The organism is Leucobacter sp. BZR 635 (assembly GCF_048061935.2).
Taxonomy (GTDB): Bacteria; Actinomycetota; Actinomycetes; order Actinomycetales; family Microbacteriaceae; genus Leucobacter.
Genome location: NZ_JBLUNZ020000067.1, coordinates 23,639 through 42,637, shown reverse-complemented (window position 1 = coordinate 42,637; position 18,999 = coordinate 23,639). Strand labels below are relative to the sequence as shown.

General features: G+C 65.7%; 25 protein-coding genes. 6 read left to right on the top strand and 19 right to left on the bottom strand.

Annotated features, from left to right (window positions below):
* From rplN to trmB, 13 genes are all read right to left on the bottom strand, one after another.
* On the bottom strand, window positions 1–369 hold the full coding sequence (gene rplN, locus ACI1US_RS13300) for a 50S ribosomal protein L14 (protein ID WP_059063306.1): 369 nt from the start codon (window positions 367–369) through the stop codon (window positions 1–3).
* Between the two features lie 32 nt (window positions 370–401).
* Window positions 402–674, bottom strand: coding sequence for a 30S ribosomal protein S17 (gene rpsQ, locus ACI1US_RS13295; RefSeq protein WP_416550236.1), 273 nt, complete (start codon window positions 672–674; stop codon window positions 402–404).
* Between the two features lie 2 nt (window positions 675–676).
* On the bottom strand, window positions 677–1,000 hold the full coding sequence (gene rpmC / locus ACI1US_RS13290; protein WP_416550237.1) for a 50S ribosomal protein L29: 324 nt from the start codon (window positions 998–1,000) through the stop codon (window positions 677–679).
* On the bottom strand, window positions 1,000–1,419 hold the full coding sequence (gene rplP / locus ACI1US_RS13285; RefSeq protein ID WP_017793373.1) for a 50S ribosomal protein L16: 420 nt from the start codon (window positions 1,417–1,419) through the stop codon (window positions 1,000–1,002). The genes rpmC and rplP overlap by 1 nt, the downstream gene beginning before the upstream one ends.
* A gap of 2 nt (window positions 1,420–1,421) precedes the next feature.
* A complete protein-coding gene (gene rpsC, locus ACI1US_RS13280) occupies window positions 1,422–2,180 on the bottom strand; it encodes a 30S ribosomal protein S3 (RefSeq protein WP_042544411.1) in 759 nt (252 codons plus the stop codon).
* Window positions 2,181–2,183: 3 nt separating this feature from the next.
* On the bottom strand, window positions 2,184–2,564 hold the full coding sequence (gene rplV / locus ACI1US_RS13275) for a 50S ribosomal protein L22 (RefSeq protein ID WP_059063298.1): 381 nt from the start codon (window positions 2,562–2,564) through the stop codon (window positions 2,184–2,186).
* 25 nt (window positions 2,565–2,589) lie between these two features.
* Window positions 2,590–2,871, bottom strand: coding sequence for a 30S ribosomal protein S19 (gene rpsS / locus ACI1US_RS13270; protein ID WP_382447197.1), 282 nt, complete (start codon window positions 2,869–2,871; stop codon window positions 2,590–2,592).
* A gap of 22 nt (window positions 2,872–2,893) precedes the next feature.
* The gene (gene rplB / locus ACI1US_RS13265; protein WP_416550238.1) at window positions 2,894–3,730 is read right to left on the bottom strand and encodes a 50S ribosomal protein L2; all 837 of its coding nucleotides are present in this window, start codon (window positions 3,728–3,730) and stop codon (window positions 2,894–2,896) included.
* Between the two features lie 22 nt (window positions 3,731–3,752).
* Window positions 3,753–4,046: a 50S ribosomal protein L23 gene (rplW, locus tag ACI1US_RS13260; RefSeq protein WP_059063293.1), complete on the bottom strand. Its 294-nt coding sequence runs from the start codon at window positions 4,044–4,046 to the stop codon at window positions 3,753–3,755.
* 2 nt (window positions 4,047–4,048) lie between these two features.
* The gene (gene rplD, locus ACI1US_RS13255; RefSeq protein ID WP_416550239.1) at window positions 4,049–4,702 is read right to left on the bottom strand and encodes a 50S ribosomal protein L4; all 654 of its coding nucleotides are present in this window, start codon (window positions 4,700–4,702) and stop codon (window positions 4,049–4,051) included.
* 3 nt (window positions 4,703–4,705) lie between these two features.
* Entirely contained in the window at window positions 4,706–5,359 is a 654-nt protein-coding gene (gene rplC / locus ACI1US_RS13250) for a 50S ribosomal protein L3 (protein ID WP_416550240.1), read from the bottom strand.
* A gap of 14 nt (window positions 5,360–5,373) precedes the next feature.
* Window positions 5,374–5,682 (bottom strand): 30S ribosomal protein S10, encoded by a 309-nt coding sequence (gene rpsJ / locus ACI1US_RS13245; protein WP_010156393.1) that lies wholly within the window; start codon window positions 5,680–5,682, stop codon window positions 5,374–5,376.
* Between the two features lie 527 nt (window positions 5,683–6,209).
* Window positions 6,210–6,947 (bottom strand): tRNA (guanosine(46)-N7)-methyltransferase TrmB, encoded by a 738-nt coding sequence (gene trmB, locus ACI1US_RS13240; protein WP_461640891.1) that lies wholly within the window; start codon window positions 6,945–6,947, stop codon window positions 6,210–6,212.
* Between the two features lie 108 nt (window positions 6,948–7,055).
* Here trmB and aroQ point away from each other — a divergent pair, with 108 nt between their 5' ends.
* Window positions 7,056–7,493 (top strand): type II 3-dehydroquinate dehydratase, encoded by a 438-nt coding sequence (gene aroQ / locus ACI1US_RS13235; RefSeq protein ID WP_461640890.1) that lies wholly within the window; start codon window positions 7,056–7,058, stop codon window positions 7,491–7,493.
* Window positions 7,494–7,550: 57 nt separating this feature from the next.
* Here the strand turns inward: aroQ and ACI1US_RS13230 are convergent, their stop codons facing one another.
* Genes ACI1US_RS13230 through ACI1US_RS13220 form a run of 3 tightly spaced genes read right to left on the bottom strand, consistent with a single transcriptional unit; the run spans window position 7,551 to window position 9,938 of the window.
* A complete protein-coding gene (locus ACI1US_RS13230; protein WP_461640889.1) occupies window positions 7,551–8,429 on the bottom strand; it encodes a CPBP family intramembrane glutamic endopeptidase in 879 nt (292 codons plus the stop codon).
* A 25-nt stretch (window positions 8,430–8,454) separates the two neighbouring features.
* A complete protein-coding gene (locus ACI1US_RS13225; protein ID WP_461640888.1) occupies window positions 8,455–9,147 on the bottom strand; it encodes a hypothetical protein in 693 nt (230 codons plus the stop codon).
* 47 nt (window positions 9,148–9,194) lie between these two features.
* Window positions 9,195–9,938: a hypothetical protein gene (locus ACI1US_RS13220; RefSeq protein ID WP_461640887.1), complete on the bottom strand. Its 744-nt coding sequence runs from the start codon at window positions 9,936–9,938 to the stop codon at window positions 9,195–9,197.
* Between the two features lie 86 nt (window positions 9,939–10,024).
* Here ACI1US_RS13220 and ACI1US_RS13215 point away from each other — a divergent pair, with 86 nt between their 5' ends.
* Window positions 10,025–12,448 carry an ATP-binding cassette domain-containing protein gene (locus ACI1US_RS13215; protein ID WP_461640886.1) on the top strand — a complete coding sequence of 808 codons (2,424 nt, stop codon included), beginning with the start codon at window positions 10,025–10,027 and terminating at the stop codon, window positions 12,446–12,448.
* Between the two features lie 104 nt (window positions 12,449–12,552).
* Window positions 12,553–13,266 carry a DsbA family oxidoreductase gene (locus tag ACI1US_RS13210; protein WP_461640885.1) on the top strand — a complete coding sequence of 238 codons (714 nt, stop codon included), beginning with the start codon at window positions 12,553–12,555 and terminating at the stop codon, window positions 13,264–13,266.
* Here ACI1US_RS13210 and ACI1US_RS13205 read toward each other — a convergent pair.
* On the bottom strand, window positions 13,263–13,736 hold the full coding sequence (locus tag ACI1US_RS13205) for a MarR family winged helix-turn-helix transcriptional regulator (RefSeq protein ID WP_461640884.1): 474 nt from the start codon (window positions 13,734–13,736) through the stop codon (window positions 13,263–13,265). The genes ACI1US_RS13210 and ACI1US_RS13205 overlap by 4 nt on opposite strands.
* A 122-nt stretch (window positions 13,737–13,858) precedes the next feature.
* Here ACI1US_RS13205 and ACI1US_RS13200 point away from each other — a divergent pair, with 122 nt between their 5' ends.
* Together ACI1US_RS13200 and ACI1US_RS13195 are read left to right on the top strand one after the other, a co-directional pair.
* A complete protein-coding gene (locus tag ACI1US_RS13200; protein WP_461640883.1) occupies window positions 13,859–14,599 on the top strand; it encodes an SDR family oxidoreductase in 741 nt (246 codons plus the stop codon).
* Entirely contained in the window at window positions 14,596–15,993 is a 1,398-nt protein-coding gene (locus tag ACI1US_RS13195) for an FAD-binding oxidoreductase (RefSeq protein ID WP_461640882.1), read from the top strand. The genes ACI1US_RS13200 and ACI1US_RS13195 overlap by 4 nt, the downstream gene beginning before the upstream one ends.
* 7 nt (window positions 15,994–16,000) lie before the next feature.
* Here ACI1US_RS13195 and ACI1US_RS13190 read toward each other — a convergent pair whose 3' ends face one another.
* Window positions 16,001–16,366: a TraR/DksA family transcriptional regulator gene (locus tag ACI1US_RS13190; RefSeq protein ID WP_461640881.1), complete on the bottom strand. Its 366-nt coding sequence runs from the start codon at window positions 16,364–16,366 to the stop codon at window positions 16,001–16,003.
* A 2-nt stretch (window positions 16,367–16,368) separates the two neighbouring features.
* Entirely contained in the window at window positions 16,369–17,442 is a 1,074-nt protein-coding gene (locus tag ACI1US_RS13185) for an LOG family protein (RefSeq protein ID WP_461640880.1), read from the bottom strand.
* Between the two features lie 46 nt (window positions 17,443–17,488).
* Here ACI1US_RS13185 and ACI1US_RS13180 point away from each other — a divergent pair, with 46 nt between their 5' ends.
* Window positions 17,489–18,997: an RNB domain-containing ribonuclease gene (locus ACI1US_RS13180; protein WP_461640879.1), complete on the top strand. Its 1,509-nt coding sequence runs from the start codon at window positions 17,489–17,491 to the stop codon at window positions 18,995–18,997.
* Window positions 18,998–18,999: the final 2 nt, after the last annotated feature.

Genomic DNA, 18,999 nt, shown 5'->3' with positions numbered 1-18,999 from the left:
CTAGATCACCTCCGGTGCGAGCGAGACGATCTTCATGAACTTCTTATCGCGAAGCTCACGACCGACCGGTCCGAAGATACGGGTGCCGCGAGGCTCCCCGTCTGCCTTCAGGATGACGGCGGCGTTCTCGTCGAAGCTGATGTACGAACCGTCAACGCGACGGGTCGACTTGCGGGTACGAACGATGACGGCCTTGACGACCTCACCCTTCTTGACGTTGCCGCCGGGGATTGCGTCCTTGACGGTCGCAACGATGGTGTCGCCGAGACCTGCATAGCGACGCCCTGAGCCCCCGAGGACACGGATTGTAAGCAACTCCTTGGCGCCGGTGTTATCGGCTACCTTGAGTCGGGATTCCTGCTGAATCACTTGCTACTCCTTCAGTCAGTAAGCGCGGGCGCTTACTTCGCCTTCTCGAGGATCTCGACCAGGCGCCAGTGCTTGGAAGCACTGAGCGGACGGGTCTCGTGGATGAGAACGAGATCGCCGATGCCGGCGGTGTTCTGCTCGTCGTGGGCCTTCACCTTCGATGAGCGGCGCATCACCTTGCCGTAGAGCGGGTGCTTCACGCGGTCTTCGACCTCGACGACGATGGTCTTATCCATCTTGTCGCTGACGACATAGCCACGGCGCGCCTTGCGATGCGGTCGCTGTTCCTTCTCGACCTCAGCCATGCCTAGGCCTCCTTCGTCTCGACGGCGTCGGACGCCTGCTCGGTCTTCTTGGTGGATGCCTTCTTCGCAGAAGACTTCTTCGCGGGCGCTGCCTCGGCGACGGGGGTGACCCGAATGCCGAGCTCGCGCTCACGGAGCACGGTGTAAATGCGAGCAATGTCGCGCTTCACCTGACGTACACGCCCGTGGTTCTCAAGCTGGCCGGTGGCCGACTGGAAACGCAGGTTGAAGAGCTCGGCCTTGGCCTTCTTCAGCTCCTCCGCGAGACGCTCGTTTTCGAAGCTGTCAAGCTCCGTGACAGCCAGTTCCTTAGTTCCGATCGCCATTACGCGTCGCCCTCCTCGCGCTTAATAATGCGGGCCTTGAGGGGCAGCTTGTGGATTGCACGGGTAAGTGCCTCACGCGCAAGCTCCTCATCGACACCGGCGACCTCAAAGAGGACGCGGCCCGGCTTGACATTGGCAACCCACCACTCGGGCGAGCCCTTACCGGAACCCATGCGGGTTTCAGCGGGCTTCTTCGTGAGCGGACGGTCGGGGTAGATGTTGATCCACACCTTGCCGCCACGCTTGATGTGACGGGTCATCGCGATACGAGCGGACTCGATCTGACGGTTCGTCACGTAAGCGGGGGTGAGGGCCTGGATACCAAACTCGCCAAACGAGACCTTGGTGCCACCCTTTGCCTGGCCGCTACGGCCGGGGTGATGCTGCTTGCGGTACTTGACTCGACGGGGAATCAGCATTGTTACTTCTCCGCTCCTGCTGCAGCGGGTGCAGCCTCAGCCTGAGCGCCACGGGGCGCACGGCGACGATCGCCACGCTCACGAGACGGCTTCTGGTTGGCCTGCTCACGAGCAAGTTCCTTGTTCGTGAGGTCGCCCTTGTAGATCCAGACCTTCACGCCGATACGGCCGAAGGTGGTCTTTGCCTCGTAGAAGCCGTAGTCGATGTTCGCACGAAGGGTGTGCAGCGGCACGCGACCCTCGCGGTAGAACTCCGAACGGCTCATCTCGGCGCCGCCAAGGCGGCCGGAGACCTGGATACGAACACCCTTAGCACCAGCGCGCTGAGCGCCCTGGAGACCCTTGCGCATTGCACGGCGGAACGCCACGCGAGCAGCGAGCTGCTCGGCGATGCCCTGTGCAACGAGCTGAGCGTCAGCCTCGGGGTTCTTGACCTCGAGGATGTTCAGCTGGATCTGCTTGCCGGTGAGCTTCTCGAGGTCAGCGCGAATGCGCTCAGCCTCTGCTCCACGGCGGCCAATGACGATGCCGGGGCGAGCCGTGTGGATGTCCACGCGGACACGGTCGCGGGTGCGCTCGATCTCGACACGCGAGACACCGGCGCGGTCCAGCTGGACCTGCAGGTGCTGGCGGATCTTGATGTCCTCGGCGAGGTAGTCAGCGTAACGCTGGCCCTTCTTCGTCGAGTCCGAGAACCAACGTGACACGTGGTCAGTGGTAATCCCGAGGCGGAAGCCGTAGGGATGAATCTTCTGGCCCATTCCTTAGGCTCCCTTCTTGGCAGCAGCAAGCTCATCTGCGGTCTGAAGTACGACCGTGATGTGGCTGGTCCGCTTGTTGATACGGAACGCGCGACCCTGTGCACGGGGGCGGAAACGCTTGAGCGTTGCACCCTCGTCAACAAATGCGCGCGCAATGACGAGCTCGTCCTCGTTGAAACGCAGGTTCTCGGCGTCAGCCTTCACACGTGCGTTCGCAACCGCCGAAGCGACAAGCTTGAACACGGGCTCAGCAGCAGCCTGCGGTGCGAACTTCAGGATGGCGAGTGCCTCCTGGACGTTCTTTCCGCGAACCAGGTCAACGACACGACGGGCCTTCTGGGGGGTGATGCGGATATGACGCACGCGTGCGATCGATTCCACCATTTCTCTTCCTCCTCTCGCCACCGCGTTAGCGGCGACGGCCCTTCTTGTCGTCCTTCACGTGGCCACGGAAGGTACGAGTCGGGGCGAACTCGCCCAGCTTGTGCCCAACCATGGTTTCGGTGACGAATACGGGGATGTGCTTCCGACCGTCGTGCACTGCGATGGTGTGTCCCAGCATTGCGGGGATGATCATCGAGCGGCGCGACCAGGTCTTGATCACGTTCTTGGAGCCAGCTTCGTTCTGGACAACCACCTTGTTCAGCAGGTGGTTATCGACGAAGGGGCCCTTCTTGAGACTACGAGGCATCTTCTATTCTCCTACCTGCCGACTAGCGCTTCTTGCCGACGTTACGGCGGCGCACAATGAGCTTGTCGCTTTCCTTGTTCGGACGGCGCGTACGGCCTTCCTTCTGGCCCCAGGGGCTGACCGGGTGACGGCCACCCGAGGTGCGGCCTTCGCCACCACCGTGGGGGTGATCCACCGGGTTCATGACGACACCACGCACGGTCGGGCGAACGCCCTTCCAGCGCATACGGCCGGCCTTACCCCAGTTGATGTTCGACTGCTCAGCGTTGCCGACCTCGCCGACGGTTGCCCGGCAGCGTGCGTCAACGTTGCGGATCTCGCCCGAGGGGAGACGCAGCTGAGCGTAAGGGCCATCCTTCGCGACGAGGCGAACCGAAGAACCAGCGGAACGAGCGAGCTTCGCTCCCCCACCGGGCTTGAGCTCGATCGCGTGAATGACGGTACCGGTCGGGATGTTCTTCAGCGGCAGGTTGTTACCCGGCTTGATATCCGCGGCCGCGCCAGACTCGACGATGTCGCCCTGCTTCAGCTTGTTCGGAGCGATGATGTAACGCTTCGAGCCGTCTTCGAAGTGCAGCAGCGCGATGCGTGCCGTACGGTTCGGATCGTACTCGATGTGCGCTACGCGGGCGTTGACGCCGTCCTTGTCATTGCGACGGAAGTCGATGACGCGGTACTGGCGCTTGTGGCCACCACCGATGTGACGGGTCGTGATACGTCCCTGGTTGTTACGGCCACCCGTCTTCGGGAGCGGACGCAGCAGCGACTTTTCAGGCGTGGAGCGCGTGATCTCAGCGAAATCAGCAACGCTCGACCCGCGACGACCTGGGGTCGTCGGCTTGTACTTGCGAATTGCCATGTTGTGTTCCTTTTCGCCCCTTCTACAGCGCAGCCGTGAAGATGTCGATGGAGCCCGACTTCAGCGTGACGATGGCGCGCTTGGTGTCCTTGCGCTTGCCAAGGCCGTACTTCGTGCGGCGGGTCTTGCCCTTGCGGTTCAGCGTGTTGATCGAAGCGACCTTCACATTGAACACCGACTCGATAGCAAGCTTGATCTCAGTCTTCGATGCACCGGGAGCAACCTCGAAGGTGTACTGACCGTTTGCGTCGATGAGACCGTAGCTCTTCTCAGAGACGATCGGGCGGATGATGACGTCGTGTGCAGCCTTGTTCATGCTCACTTCGTGTCCTCCTTAGCGGCGCGACCGGCGACGAAGCCGTCGAAGGCCGCCTTGGTGAAGACGAGGTCGTCGCTGACGATCACGTCGTAGGCGTTGAGCTGATCCTGGAACAGCACGTGAACGTTCGGAAGGTTCCGAACGCTGAGAGCGGTGAGCTCGTCCTCACGGTCGATGATCACGAGCACACGGTTGCCCGGTGCGACCGAAGCGAGGAACTCGCGAGCGGCCTTCGTGCTGGGCTTGTCGGCGATGCCGAAGCCCTCGACTACGTGCATGCGGTTCGCGCGGACGCGATCCGAAAGCACACCGATGAGTGCAGCAGCGATCATCTTCTTGGGGGTGCGCTGCGAGTAATCGCGGGGCACGGGCCCGTGGACGATGCCGCCACCGCGGTGCTGCGGCATGCGGACCGAGCCCTGGCGTGCACGGCCAGTGCCCTTCTGCTTGAACGGCTTGACGCCGGAGCCCGCGCGCTCGCCACGGGTCTTAACCTTGTGCGTACCCTGACGGGCAGCTGCAAGCTGTGCCGTGACCACCTGGTGGATCAGCGGAACGTTGGTCTCTGCGCCGAAGATAGCTTCGGGAAGGTCAACCGACCCAGCCTTCTTGCCCTTCGCGTCGAAAACCTCGAGCTTGGTAGCGGTAGTCATGAACTACGCCCCCTTCACTGCGTTGCGGACGAAAACGAGACGACCACGCGCACCAGGAACAGCACCCTTTACCAGGATGAGGCCCTTCTCTGCGTCGATCGCCTGCACGGTGAGGTTCTGAACGGTAACCCGCTCCCCACCCATGCGGCCGGCCATCTTCTTGCCACGGAACACGCGACCGGGGGTCGCAGCGCCGCCGATGGAGCCAGGCTTACGGTGGTTACGGTGCGCACCGTGCGATGCCTGAGCGCCACCGAAGTTGTGGCGCTTCATGACGCCCGCAAAGCCCTTGCCCTTCGAGGTGCCTACGACGTCGATCTGCTGACCGGCTTCGAAAGCGCCATCGATGGTGAGCTCCTGGCCGAGGCTGTAGTCAGCCGCGTCCGAGGTGCGGATCTCCGTGATGTGGCGGCGAGGCGTAACGCCTGCCTTCTCGAAGTGACCAGCGGAGGGCTGGTTCACCTTGCGGGGATCGATCTGACCCGCGGCGATCTGCACGGCGCTGTAGCCGTCGACCTCGGGGGTACGGATCTGTGTGACAACGTTCGGTGCCACCTCGATGACGGTCACGGGAACGACGTTGCCGTTCTCGTCCCATACCTGAGTCATGCCGAGCTTGGTGCCCAGGAGACCCTTCACATTACGTACTGCAGTCATGTCTGGATCCCCCCTTAGAGCTTGATCTCGATGTTGACATCGGCCGGGAGATCGAGACGCATGAGCGAATCGACGGCCTTCGGGGTGGGATCGACGATGTCGATCAGGCGCTTGTGCGTGCGCTTTTCAAAGTGCTCGCGGCTGTCCTTGTACTTGTGCGGCGAACGGATCACAGCGATCACGTTCTTTTCCGTGGGGAGCGGCACTGGGCCGATCACGGTTGCGCCGGCGCGGGTGACCGTATCTACGATCTTGCGCGCGGAGCTATCAATGACCTCGTGGTCATACGACTTGAGTCGAATGCGGATCTTTTGTCCCGCCATGACATCTCTACTTTCTACTTGCGTCTTACTCTCGGCTTGTGGCCGACAGCATTGGACGTCTTGCGTACCAGCGCCCTTGGCAGACGGACGCCTCGCGGCGTCTTGTGCTGGGTCTCTGTTCACCTATCAATTTCTGCACGCGAAAACGGCCGGACTATCGTCTGGCCGCCGAAGCGTGCAGGCTGTGTTCGCTGCCCGCGGCCCCACCTCCCCGAACATGTCGAGTGGCGATGCACAACCTGGCAGTGATCCGCATGCACGGAGTACTGAACCTGTCTATTCTGACACAGGGTTTGGCATGGTGCAACCCGGGCGTGTCGCGTCGGCGCGCCTTGCCGCGCCATCCAGCTCCGCCCCGCCGCCCCCCTGGCGCTCAGTCGGTATCAATCCAGCAAGATGGCCCAGTTTCTGCAGCACAAAAGCCATGACCTCGCCGAACACATACTGTGTCGGCGGCGGGGCAGGTGGGCAGGCAAGCAGGGGCGGGGCTGGGCTGGGCAGGCAGGGGCGGGGCAGGCAGGGGCTCGCTAGATGCGGCGGTAGGCGAGGTCGCGGATGTCGCGGCCCTTGGCGATGCCCTTATTCTCGAACGCAGTGAGCACGCGGCCCTCAAAGCGCTCAGCCCACTCCCCTTCGAAGTCGCGCTCGAAGCCAGGGGCCTCGTCCATGACCACGCGCATGTGGTCGGCGTAGTTCTGCCAGTCGGTGCCCAGGCGCAAGACGCCACCCGGCTGCAGCGCACGGTGCGCGATCCGCGCGAAGTCTGCGCTGATCAGCCGGCGCTTGTGATGCTTCGCCTTCTTCCACGGGTCCGGGAAGAACACCCAGATCTCCGAGACCGAGCCCTCGGGCAGATAGTGCTCGAGCAGCTCTGGCGCATTCACCTCTGCGAGGCGCAGGTTCGTGAGCCCCGCGTCGGCCGCGCGGATCACGGTGCGCGCGAGCCCTGCGCGAAACACCTCAACGGCAAGGAAGTTCTTCTCGGGGTGGGCAGTCGCGGCAGCGATGATCTGATGTCCCTGCCCCGATCCAACCTCAACAATGAGTTCTGCGTCTCGGCCAAAGATCTCAGCCGGGTCGCCGGTCACGCCCGCAGCGACGCTCGTCGCCGCCGGCCCGTGCTCAATCTCGATGAGGAACGCCTCGCGCGACTCCTCCCACGCCCGCACCTGAGAGTCGGTCATGCGGCCGCTGCGCCGCACAAATGAGACGGGCTTGTCGCGGAAGGTGGATGGGTCAAAGGTCTTGCCGGGCTGTTCAGTCACCTGTTAACGGTAGCCGTGCGGTTGCCGGATCGCAATTGCATCCCGCCGCGCGCCCGCCCCCGGAGTACGATGGTCGAAACATCCTTCAAATGCGAAAGAGTGCCGAAGATGAAGCGGATCCTGCTGGTGAACGGCCCAAACCTCAACCTGCTCGGCACCCGCGAGCCTGAGATTTACGGCAGCGACACCCTCACAGACATTGAGCGGCTCGTGTTCCGTGTCGCGAAGGAGTACGGCATCGAGGTGCGCGCAGTGCAGTCGAACCACGAGGGCGTGATTCTCGACGCTATCCACGAGGCCAGGCACGACTGCTCGGCGATCATCATCAACCCGGCGGGCCTCACGCACACCTCGGTGGTGCTGCGCGACGCGCTCGCGGGTGTACCGTTGCCGTTCGCCGAGATCCACATCTCGAATGTCTTCTCGCGCGAGGAGTTTCGTCACCACTCGTTCATCTCGCCGCTCGCGGAGTTTGTGATTACGGGTGCCGGGATCCAGGGCTATGAGTTCGCGGTGCGGCGCATCGCGGGCCTGCTCGCGCGCTAAGCAGCGTCGCCGCTCGGCGCCGCTCGGCGCCGCCACCCCCAGCGGTGGATCGCGGCGCTACGGCGCCGTCGGAAACACGTTAAACAGCGCTGGGTTGTGCGCGTGCACGAGCACCGCGAACACGACGGCGTCGAATAACAGATGCACGGTGACCACGTAGCTGAGTGATCGGGTGCGCAGGAAGATGAATCCCTGCACGAGTGCGAACGGGATCGTCAGCGCCGGGCCCCAGGCCCGGTAGCCAAGCTCCCACAGGAACGCCACGAACACGACAGCCTGCAGCGCGTTCGCGGTCCACGCCGGGAAGTGACGCAGCATCACCGCGAACACCGTGCAGATGAAGAACAGCTCATCCCAGATACCCACCGCGCCGACGCCGACGAAGAGCCGTGCGATGAGATCTGGCGTCGTCACCGCAGGCCAGTTTGCGTACACGCCCGATGAGATGAAGTAGTACGGCAGCAGCAGCCACCCGATGACGAGTACGCCGACGAGCCACCCCCAGTGCAGGGCGCCCCAGCGCCGCCCAGTCTCGCCGCGCCACGGGAACCCTGTCGCGCGATCGCGGTACACGAACCGCGAGACAAGGTACGGCACGAGCACCGCCCCGCCGAGCGCGAGGGTAAAGCGCAGCATCGCGAGGTTATCGAGCTCGGCCGCGAGCGGGATGGTGCGCACGATCGCGAGCCCCAGCGCGACGAGCGAGAGGTCGCGCACGAGCGAGGGTACCCGCTCGGGGCCGGCGGGCGCGTTGCGCGGGAGGATCGGGATCCCCGCCCTGCGATCTGACGCCCACGCCACGGCGAGGCCTGCGAGGAGCAGCGCCGCACCCAGCCACACGACCTCGGCGACGAAGAAGGCCGGAGCAGCCAGCACCGTGAGCAGCGCTGCCGAGAGCGGGAGCGCGGTGAGCCGGGGTGCCTGGCGAGTGTCCACGGGTTCAGCGTAACTGAGCGGGATCTCAGGGTGCCACGGATTCAGAGGGCACCGCGGACTCGGCCCGCTCACCCCAGGCGATGAATGCGGCAGCCCCGACGATCGCGAGCAGACCGCCAGCCCACCAGGTGCCGATCACCAGGAGCCCAGGGATGAACACGGTGAGCATCAGGGTGACGAGCCCGAGCAGCGCGGCAACGAGGCCCGCCAGCCGAAGCCCGGCGGCGAGGCACACAGCCACGCCAACGGCGATCCCGACAATCGCCCAGCCGATGACCTCAAGCTCGACCGTTCCCGTGAGCGCGCCCGCGATGAGCAGCAGCCCCGGCAGCGCAATCGCGAGGGCGCACACGAGCCGCCACGGCAGCGAGTTCGCGAGGGCAAAGCCGTGCGAGACGCGCCACGGCACCAGCACGCGCAGCCACGCGAGCAAGACGAGCGGTGCGAGCAGCAGGCCAGCATCGAGCCCGGAGAACACGGCGGCGAGCGTCGCTGTTGCGGCGACGGCGAGCGCGAACCGTGGCCGCAACGGCGCGGGCACCACGAGCGGAATCACCGTGAGCGCCGCGAGCGCGAGGCCGATCGCCCCGACCGCGATCGACGTGGTGAGACGCCAGAACAGCACGGCGGTGAGTACGGCAAGCACGGCGAGAGATACTCCCAATGTCTGGCTCGCGCGGGCGATCGCAACGGTGTCAGGGGTCGCGGTGCTATGCATTCGCGGCTCCTCTCGTGTCTCAGTGGTCAACTCACTCAAGGCTAGCTTCAGTCGGTGATGTCTGGGGCGTTCTGTCCGAGGAACGGCTGCACCCGGCGTTCGAACTCGGCGCGGTCGGCTTCGTGGATCGCGGAGACTCCATAGAACAGGGAGATCCCTGCCACGAACGGGCCGAACTCCTCGGCCTCGGCAAGTGCCTCCGGGTCGAGCGAAGAGTCGCGCACGGTCACGTCGAGAAACTCGCCGCCGAGCAAGAACGTCGCAGCCTGTGTAGTAGCGCTGAGTGGCGGCTCGAGGTCTGCATCGAGACGCTCGGTCAGTCCGTGCGCCTCGGCGATGCCCTCGACGATGGCGATCACCTCGGGCCAGTCCTCGCGAGGTACGCGAACCTCGAGTTCGGAGATCGGCGAGTTGAAGATGTACAGGAGCGAGTCGCCGCCGTAGCCATTGCTGGTGGCCTGCCACTCGTCGCCAGCCTGTCCCCCGTCTTCGTCGGGTGTCCAGTCGCCGCCGAATCGCTCCGACAGGGCGTCTCGCGCCTCCGTGAGCAGTAGCCGCGACCTCGCCTCGCCCGTCTCAACGGTCGGGCCGTCGAGCACGGCTTGCGGGTCGAGCCCACCGTTTCCCGGGAACTCTCGCCAGTCGAGCCGCACGGTCTCGCCGCCTTCGTCGACGTACGTGGTCGTCGGTGCCGAGAACACCATTGCTAGGCAGCCAGACAGCGAGAACAGCAGCGCGAGCGGTGCCGCGAGCAGCAAGCGGGTGGCGGTGCGGGCGGTCTGCGAATGCATACGCTCACACTACTTTGTGAGCCGGGCATTGCGTCGCATGGTCAGATTTTGCTGTGACATAAAGCCGCGCGCACTACGATTTCCGTATGAGCAATCAGGCAGCGATCCACCCCGCCGATTCACACGACCGCATCCGCGTCTACGGCGCGCGCGAGAACAACCTCAAAGACGTCAGCGTAGAACTCCCCAAGCGCCGACTCACCGCGTTCACCGGCGTCTCAGGCTCCGGCAAGAGCTCACTCGTGTTCGCGACCATCGCCGCCGAGTCCCAGCGCCTCATCAACGAGACCTACTCGACGTTCGTACAGGGCTTCATGCCCACGCTCGCAAGGCCCGACGTCGACCTGCTCGACGGGGTGACCACCGCGATCCTCGTCGACCAGCAGCGCATGGGTGCCGATCCACGATCCACCGTCGGCACCGCGACCGACGCGAACGCCATGCTGCGGATCCTCTTCAGCCGGCTTGGCACCCCGCATGTCGGAACCGCCAAGGCATTCTCCTTCAACGTCGCCTCCGTGTCGGGCGCGGGGGCCGTCACGTTCGAGAAGGGTGGGCGCACGACGAAGGAGCGTCGCTCGTTCAACGTCGTCGGCGGCATGTGCCCGCGCTGCGAGGGCCGCGGCAAGGTGAGCGACTTCGACCTCACCGCACTCTACGACTCGTCAAAGACGCTCAACGAGGGCGCGCTCACGATCCCCGGGTACTCGATGGACGGCTGGTACGGCCGCATCTTCGGCTCGGGCGACTTCTTCGACGCCGACACCCCGATCAAGGACTTCAGCGCGAAGGAGCTCGACGCGCTGCTGTACCAGGAGCCGACGAAGATCAAGGTCGACGGTATCAACGTCACCTTCGAGGGGCTCATCCCCCGCATCCAGAAGTCCATGCTCGTGAAGGATCGCGAGGCGATGCAACCCCACATCCGCGCGTTCGTGGATCGCGCGATCACCTTCGACACCTGCCCCGAGTGTGAGGGCACCCGCCTCACCGCTCTCGCGCGCTCCTCGAAGATCAGGGGTATCTCGATCGCCGACGCATGCCAGATGCAGATCTCAGACCTCGCGGCCTGGGTCGCGGATCTCGAGGAGCCGTCGGTCGCCCCGCTGCTCGCGAGCCTGCGCGACACCCTCGACTCCTTCGTCGAGATCGGCCTCGGATACCTCTCGCTCGATCGCCCGGCCGGCACCCTGTCGGGCGGCGAGTCGCAGCGCACCAAGATGATCCGGCACCTCGGTTCCTCACTCACCGACGTCACCTACATCTTCGATGAACCCTCCATCGGGCTCCACCCGCACGACATCCAGCGCATGAACGGGCTCCTGCTGCGCCTGCGCGACAAGGGCAACACGGTGCTCGTCGTCGAGCACAAGCCCGAGATGATCCGCATCGCAGACCACGTCGTGGATCTCGGGCCGGCAGCGGGATCGGGCGGCGGCGAGATCTGCTTCGAGGGCACCGTCGCTGAGCTCGAGGCCTCAGACACGGTCACCGGGCGACACTTCGGCGACCGCGCCGCGCTCAAGGAGACCGTGCGCGTGGCGACCGGTGCGATGGAGATCCGCGGGGCCTCGCTGAACAACCTCCAGGACGTCGATGTCGACGTGCCGCTCGGCGTGCTCTGCGCGATCACGGGCGTCGCCGGCTCGGGCAAGTCCTCACTCATTCACGGCTACGTGTCGAAGCGCGAGGGCGTCATCGCGGTGGACCAGTCCCCCATCAAGGGATCCCGCCGCTCAAACCCCGCGACCTACACGGGCGTACTCGACCCGATCCGCACCGCGTTCGCGAAGGCAAACGGCGTGAAGCCTGCGCTGTTCTCCGCAAACTCCGAGGGCGCCTGCCCCGTGTGCAAGGGCGCGGGCGTCATCTACACCGACCTTGTGATGATGGCCGGCGTCGCTTCTGTCTGCGACGAGTGCGAGGGCCGCAGGTACCAGGCTGATGTGCTGCAGTACGAGTTGGGCGGGGGTGGATCCTCCGCTGGATCCACCGCCGGCACCGGCACCGGCAAGAACATCGCCGAGGTGCTCGAAATGTCGATCACCGACGCGCACGCTTTCTTCGCCGGGACCTCGCCGGCCGGTGCCGGTGCGAAGGTGCCGAAGGCCGCAAAGATCCTCTCCCGCCTCGTCGACGTCGGCGTCGGCTATCTCACGCTCGGCCAGCCCCTCACCACGCTGTCCGGCGGCGAGCGCCAGCGCGTGAAGCTCGCGATCGCGATGAGCGAAGACGCCGATGTGTACGTGCTCGACGAGCCGACCACCGGACTGCACCTTGCAGACGTCGAGCAGCTGCTCGGGGTGCTCGACCAGCTCGTCGATTCGGGCAAGAGCGTCATCGTCATCGAGCACCATCAGGCAGTGATGGCGCACGCCGACTGGATCATCGACATCGGCCCGGGCGCGGGCCAGCAGGGTGGCCGGGTGGTCTTCGAGGGCACGCCGCGCGAGCTCGTGACGGCGGCCTCGACCCTCACGGCCGAGCACCTCGCGGACTACGTGGCGTAAATCGGTCAGACACCCTGGCAGCATCGCATCGCCCAACTCAGCAATTCTGAAAACTATCTGTAACTACAGGGAATACTTGACGGGCGGGCCTCGTTGACCCCAGTATGACCACGACAGCTCCCTCACCAGCACCAGCAGCCCTTCCCCGCCTGACCCTCGACGTTTGGTTGGATATTGCCTGCCCGTGGTGCGCAGTCGGGGAGCTGCGCCTCACCCACGCAATCAGCTCCCTCCCGTTTGCCGAGCAGATCGACGTGCGCTTCCGGTCCTTCCAGCTAGCCCCCGATGCCCCCGAGCGGTCAGACATGCTGCAGCCCGAGTTTCTTGCGAGCCGTGGCATGGACATGACCCGGTTCCGCGCCGCGCAGCAACAACTCGTTGCGATGGGCAACGAGTTCGGGTTCGCGTTTGATCAGGATGCGACCGTACCTTCGAACACGCACACGGCGCATCGCCTCATCCAGGCAGCAGGCCATGCGGGAGTGCAGGCCGCAGTAGTCGAGGCGTTGTTCTCGGCCTACTTCGAGACAGGCAAGGATCTCGGCGATCCTTCCGTGCTACGGGAGACCGTGATCGCGGCGGGGCTCTCCGCCAGCGAGGCGGATCAGGTCCTCGCCAATGCAGAGGCCCACAGCGATGCGGTCGCCCAGGACATCGCTCGGGCAGCCGAACTCGGAATCTCCGGGGTGCCGTTCGTTGTTATCGATAACCGCTACGGGCTCTCAGGGGCCCAGCCAAGTGAGACGTTTGCGGAGGCACTCACGACCGCGTATTCGGAGCTCACCGCGGCCCAAGCTCAGCCTCACTCGGCACGCTAGCGCGCGGTGGAGTCGGGCGCAGACCGCACCCCCTCGTGCTCAGCGAGCCTGCGGGCAAAGCCCAACAGTGGGGCGACGTCCATGTCTCCGATGAGCGGTTCGAACTCGATCGCGAGGTCAGCAACATGCTGCTCAGTTGCTCGAACAATGAGATCGGAGCCAGCGTCAGTGAGCGAAACCTGCTGTGTGCGCGCGTCCGAAGTCCCTGTCTCACGCCGAACAAGGCCACGCTCTTCAAGCCGCTTCACCAGGTTCGTAGAAGACCCTGAACTGTATTGCAGCTCTCCCGCAAGCTTCGTCGCCGACAGCGTTTTCCCTGGGCTTTGGAGCAGCGCAAGCAGCGCCTCGTACTGCGCGATCGACAACGCAAAGTCACGCTTCAATCGCACCCCCAGCCGCAACAGCATCGCGCGCTGGCCGTGGAGCAAGCCTCGCCAGATTTCCTGGCGCGGTGTGAGCGGCATCGTCATCTGAACTCCTTGTTTAGCTCGGCTCCCAGGATACGGCCACGCGGGAACACCGCGCACTCATTCGATCTCACCGATCAGCCACAGTGGTTCACCCACACCAACACACCGAAGGATTGACTCACATGACAACCACACAGCGGCTGGATTCCCTCCGCGCGCAACGAGCGGTCGTGCTCGGCGGAACCGGGTCGGTTGGCGAGCACTTCGTCCGGGGCTACCTTGCTGCGGGTGCCGAGGTCATTGTGCCGTCGCGTACGGCAGAGAAAGCCGCAATGCTGCTCGGAGATGCGACTTTCGCAGGTCCCGTCAGGGCACCTGTCGCCCGCGTTGGCGACTACACGTCTTTCGCTGGCGCGAGGGATACCGCCGACGCGATCGTAGCCGAACACGGTGAAGTAGATCATGTCGTTGTCGCGCTCGGAAGCTGGTGGAGTGGCGCACCATTGTGGAATGTCGACGAAGACACCTTCGAACACTTCTTCACGGACGTCACCTCCGCGTACATCGCCTCCGCGCGGGCATGGCTCCCGATCCTGCCGGCCCACGGAAGCCTGCAGCTCGTGCTCGGTGCTTCCGGTATCGTGCCGGTCCCTGGGGCCTCAATTATTTCGATGGCACAGGCGAGTCTGGTCATGATGCGGCGGGTACTAGCGGAAGAAGCGGGCGCACGCCGACGCATATTCTCGATTGTTCTCGGGAATCTGAATCTCCGCCGCAGGGGCTGGAGCCGCGAGGACTTCGTTGACGCGGACGACGCGGTCAGGGTGTCATTGGGCCTCGCCGCTGGCTCGCAACCATCGGCCGACGTCGTGCTACGCAAGCCTGACCAGGCCCGTGCAGCCATCAGGGAGTTCACCCAATGAGTACCGCACCCCAAGAAGACGCGCAAGCGCTGGTTTCCGATCACAGCACAACACTGGCTTGGCCGGATGTTCCTCAACCACTCGCCGCGATTCGTTCCCTGCCGCGCGACCCGCGCTATGCCGCGCTGAGTTCGACCTATATGCGCAGCGGCCGCCCGGCAGTCGTGTTCTCGGCACGCGATGACGAAGACGTGAGCGCCGTAGTCACGTACGCTGCAGAGGTACGGCGGCTGACAGGTGGGCGCGTCCCCTTGAGCATACGATCGGGTGGCCACGGCATCTCGGGAGCGGCGACGAATACCGGCGGTATCGTGCTCGACCTTTCTGGGTTGAACCGCATCGCGGCCGGTGACGCAGAGGACGGTCTGTTTCTGGCGCAGGCAGGCGCAACATGGGGGGCCGTTGCTCGCGCGCTCGCGCCGTGTGACCGGGCGCTTACAAGCGGGAACTTTGGCGGCACCGGGGTCGGTGGCCTGGTGACTGCCGGTGGCATCGGGTTCTTTGCGCGGTCACAAGGACTCACCCTCGACAATGTCACGCGGCTCCGCGTCGTCACCGCCGACGGCAGCGCTCGCTGGGTAGACCAACGGCACGAGCCCGACCTCTTTTGGGCGCTGCGCGGCGGGGCAACTCAGGGCGGCATCGTCGTCGACGCTGAGCTTCACGCCCCACGCCTCGGATCGATCGGCGGTGGGGCCACCGTCATCCACCACGAAGTGCAGTATCTTGTTGACGATCTCCCGGGGTTCGTGAACGATTGGGGGGCATGGGTACGTGAATCGCCCCGCGAGCTCGAGAGCTTTCTCATGCTGCAACCAGCGGGCGACAGGCGAACCGTCGTGCAGGCGAGACACCTTTGGGCGAACGACAGGATCGATGAGGCCCAGCCGACGCTCGAAGCCGGTTTGAACATCGCCCGGGTGCTTGAGCAGCGGGCCATAGCCACGCCGTATGCGCGGCTTGTCCCACCCCCAGGCCGCACAAGCACCCGCCCTCCGCTCGAGATGCGTTCGGCCCTAGTCGATCGCTCCGATGCCCGGCTCGGCATGGCGATTCGCGACGCACTCACGCACGAGGCGACGCTCCTTGTCGAGCTTCGCGCCCTCGGAGGTGCCGTGAGCGATGTTGCCGTACCCGAAACCGCGTGGGCAGGACGACATCAGGAGGCTTTCGTAGCTACCTGGGCCCACCCGTTCGGCGAGGCGAGCGTGCGCGCGAGTTTCTCCAGCGTGGACGAACTCGCAACGGGCAGCTACGGTGCCTACTCAACTGACACGACCGCTGCCGCGGCCAATCGCGTGTGGCCTGGAGTCACTGGCGATCGACTGCGCGCAGTCTCGGATCGCTACGACCCCGAACGCCTCTTTGACCAGGGGCTCGTGCTTCCACGGTGACGACAGGTTAGCGCCGCAGGCTCGCGCACGGCACGCAGCGAGTCGCGAAGGGGCGCACCTCGAGGCGCTCGACAGGTATCGGCTCGCCGCAACGCCCGCAGACGCCGTAGCTGCCCGCTTCCCAGCGTTCGAGTGCGGCGTCGATCTCGGCGAGCTCCGCACGCGCTGCGTCGGCGAGGCCACTCAGCCGCGACCACTCGGAGGAGAGCGTCACGCCCTCAGGGTCGTGCTCGTCGTCATCGTTCGAGGACTCGCGGCTCCGCACGAGCTCGGCGAGCGTCGCGTCGAGGTCCGCGGCGCGGGAGACAACGGCCTCACGCTCAGCGAGCAGCAGGGCATGCAACCGGTCCCGGTCCGCGCCCGCCCCGGCCACGGCTACCGCCCCTCGCCAACCGGCCCCGTCGGGTCGGTCTCCGGTAGCTCGTTGAGCGCCCAGATGAGCCGGTACAGTTCCCCGATCGCGTGCGGCCGCGGAACGAGGCGCACCCGCGCAAACTCGGCGTTCTCAGAGCCCTCCTCGGGGTACGGGTCTGCGAGCGTGATCGCGCCCGAGTCGAGCATGTATCCGAAGCGCTCGTTGAGGTCGGCGAGCTGCGCGTCGGTCGGAGCGACGCGCGTGTAGAGCAGCAGCGCGTCGCGTTCGCCAGGCACGTCGGTGGGGAACCAGCGCAGGTCGGTGTAATTGCTCCAGAACGCGTGCACGTGCTCGACGGCGGCGTCTGCAGAGTCGGTAATGAGCACGCGGTCGAGGTCGCCCGCGGTGACGTAACCACCGCCCTCAAGCTCGTCGACAACAAAATCGCGAAACCCCGCCCAATAGCTGCCGCCGGGCCGGTCGAGCAGCACGATCGGCACGGGCACCATTTTCCCGGTCTGCTGCAGCGTCAGCAGCTCGAAGGTCTCGTCCATCGTGCCGAAGCCGCCGGGCAGGCAGATGAACGCGCTCGATTCCTTCACGAGCATGAGCTTGCGCGTGAAGAAGTACTTCATCGCGACGTGGTGCGCCTCGTGTGCGACGAACGCGTTCGGCTCTTCTTCGAACGGCAGGCGGATCGACACCCCGAGCGAGCGCTCGACACCGGCACCGAGGGCCGCTGCCTCCATAATTCCCGGCCCCGCGCCGGTGACGACCATCCAGTTATCCTCCGCAAGCGCCCGTGCGCTCTCCTCCGCGGCGGTGTACAGCAGGTCGCCGGGCTTCGTGCGGGCGGAGCCGAAGATGGATGCCTTGCGCACTCCCGTGTAGGGCGCGAACAGCGCAAAGGCCTGCCGCATCTCTTCAAGCGCGGAGGCCGAGATCTTCAGGTCGAGGCGGGAGGCGCCGTCGGTGGCGAGGCCGAGGGCGGCGGCCATGATGCGGCGGATCAGTCCCCGCTGATGCGTGACGCCGGCGTCGCGGAGCAGGCTGTCGATGGCTTCGGCTGTCTGGTCGTTCACTGGCGCAGTCATGCTCACAGTCTAGGAGTTTGCGGGGCGCGGCGGATAGGCTGTGGCCATGCCAGCACGGCGCACACACCTTGCCCCTGAGACCACCCGTGGCTCGCTCGCCGCCGCGCTCACCGCTCTTCGTGACAAGAACGGCGTCGCCGACGAGTTCCCGGACGAGGTGCTCGCCGAGGCGCGCCTCGCGGCCGCACCGATCCCCGCTCTCGATCTGCGCGAGATCCCGTTCGTGACGCTCGATCCGCCGGACTCCCGGGATCTCGATCAGGCGTTCCACCTCGAGCGCACAGGCAACGGCTTCACCCTGCGGTACGCGATTGCGGACGTTCCCGGCGTCGTCCGGCCCGGCGGCGCGCTCGACGCCGAGGCGCGGCGGCGGGGGCAGACGCTCTACCTGCCCGACGGGTCAGTGCCGCTGCATCCGCGCGAGCTCAGCGAGGATCGCGCCTCGCTGCTCCCCGATGTGGATCGCGTCGCCTACGTCTGGACTATCCCGGTTGACGCCATGGGGGCCGCGGCGTTTGAGAGTGGCGAGGCAGCTGCGGCGTCCGTCGAGCGCGCGCTCATCCGCTCTCGCGCGAAGCTCGGTTACGGCTCCGCGCAAGCAAGCCTCGACGCAGGCACCGCCTCAGGCGCGCTCGCGCTGCTCCCCGAGTTCGCGGCACTCCGCATCGCCCAGGAGCAGCGTCGTGGCGGCGCGAGCCTGAACATGGCCGACGAGGAGGTCGTGCGAGACGAGACTGGCTACCGCATCGAGCGCCGCTTCCCGCTGCCCGTGGAGGAATGGAACTCGCAGCTGTCGCTGCTCACCGGGATGCTCGCCGGAAGGATGATGCTCGACGGCGGGATCGGGATCCTCCGCACGATGGCCGCCCCCGACGAGCAGGCGCTCGCAGAGTTCCGCGGCAGGGTCGCGGTGCTTGGCGTGCCCTGGCGGGAGGCGCTCACCTACGGCGAGTATCTGCGCGAGCTCCCCCGCGGCACCCCGCAGGCGGCGGCCGTGCTCCACGCAGCGTCGAGCCTATTTCGCGGGGCCGACTACGCGGCGTTCGGCGTCGAACGCAACGGAGAGATGCTTCCCCCGCCGCCGCTTCCTGAGCAGGCCGCGATCGCCGCGCCGTACGCGCACGTGACCGCTCCGCTCAGGCGGCTCGTGGATCGCTGGGGCCTCGTCGTGTGCGAGGCGTTGAGCGCGGGCAAGCCGGTCCCCGAGTGGGCGCTCGCGAGCCTCGCGGAGGTTCCCGCGCTCATGCGTTCGTCGTCGGGGCTCGCGAGCAGGCTCGGGTCTGCGGCGCTCGACCGGGTCGAGGCCGCGCTCGTGCGGGATCGGGTCGGCGAGACGTTCCGTGTCGTGGTCGTCGAGTCGAAGGGCGGCAGCGCCCGCGTGCAGATCACGGATCCTCCGATCACGACGCGCTGCCCCGACCCCGCCGGGATCCTCATCCCCGGCAAGACGGGGACCGTGCGCGTCGTGAGCGTCGACGTAGCGAAAGGCGAGATCGAGATCGATGCGGTGGATCAGCGGACCGCTCAGCCGAGAGCAGCGCGGTCCGCCTCGTAACC

Bases quoted from the DNA above. Each gene is read 5' to 3' on its own strand.
- rpsQ (WP_416550236.1), bottom strand. From the start codon at position 674: ATGGCTGAGGTCGAGAAGGAACAGCGACCGCATCGCAAGGCGCGCCGT.
- rpmC (WP_416550237.1), bottom strand. From the start codon at position 1,000: ATGGCGATCGGAACTAAGGAACTGGCTGTCACGGAGCTTGACAGCTTC.
- rplP (WP_017793373.1), bottom strand. From the start codon at position 1,419: ATGCTGATTCCCCGTCGAGTCAAGTACCGCAAGCAGCATCACCCCGGC.
- rpsC (WP_042544411.1), bottom strand. From the start codon at position 2,180: ATGGGCCAGAAGATTCATCCCTACGGCTTCCGCCTCGGGATTACCACT.
- rplV (WP_059063298.1), bottom strand. From the start codon at position 2,564: ATGGTGGAATCGATCGCACGCGTGCGTCATATCCGCATCACCCCCCAG.
- rpsS (WP_382447197.1), bottom strand. From the start codon at position 2,871: ATGCCTCGTAGTCTCAAGAAGGGCCCCTTCGTCGATAACCACCTGCTG.
- rplB (WP_416550238.1), bottom strand. From the start codon at position 3,730: ATGGCAATTCGCAAGTACAAGCCGACGACCCCAGGTCGTCGCGGGTCG.
- rplW (WP_059063293.1), bottom strand. From the start codon at position 4,046: ATGAACAAGGCTGCACACGACGTCATCATCCGCCCGATCGTCTCTGAG.
- rplD (WP_416550239.1), bottom strand. From the start codon at position 4,702: ATGACTACCGCTACCAAGCTCGAGGTTTTCGACGCGAAGGGCAAGAAG.
- rplC (WP_416550240.1), bottom strand. From the start codon at position 5,359: ATGACTGCAGTACGTAATGTGAAGGGTCTCCTGGGCACCAAGCTCGGC.
- rpsJ (WP_010156393.1), bottom strand. From the start codon at position 5,682: ATGGCGGGACAAAAGATCCGCATTCGACTCAAGTCGTATGACCACGAG.
- aroQ (WP_461640890.1), top strand. From the start codon at position 7,056: ATGAAGCGGATCCTGCTGGTGAACGGCCCAAACCTCAACCTGCTCGGC.
- ACI1US_RS13225 (WP_461640888.1), bottom strand. From the start codon at position 9,147: ATGCATAGCACCGCGACCCCTGACACCGTTGCGATCGCCCGCGCGAGC.
- ACI1US_RS13220 (WP_461640887.1), bottom strand. From the start codon at position 9,938: ATGCATTCGCAGACCGCCCGCACCGCCACCCGCTTGCTGCTCGCGGCA.
- ACI1US_RS13215 (WP_461640886.1), top strand. From the start codon at position 10,025: ATGAGCAATCAGGCAGCGATCCACCCCGCCGATTCACACGACCGCATC.
- ACI1US_RS13210 (WP_461640885.1), top strand. From the start codon at position 12,553: ATGACCACGACAGCTCCCTCACCAGCACCAGCAGCCCTTCCCCGCCTG.
- ACI1US_RS13205 (WP_461640884.1), bottom strand. From the start codon at position 13,736: ATGACGATGCCGCTCACACCGCGCCAGGAAATCTGGCGAGGCTTGCTC.
- ACI1US_RS13200 (WP_461640883.1), top strand. From the start codon at position 13,859: ATGACAACCACACAGCGGCTGGATTCCCTCCGCGCGCAACGAGCGGTC.
- ACI1US_RS13195 (WP_461640882.1), top strand. From the start codon at position 14,596: ATGAGTACCGCACCCCAAGAAGACGCGCAAGCGCTGGTTTCCGATCAC.
- ACI1US_RS13185 (WP_461640880.1), bottom strand. From the start codon at position 17,442: ATGACTGCGCCAGTGAACGACCAGACAGCCGAAGCCATCGACAGCCTG.
- ACI1US_RS13180 (WP_461640879.1), top strand. From the start codon at position 17,489: ATGCCAGCACGGCGCACACACCTTGCCCCTGAGACCACCCGTGGCTCG.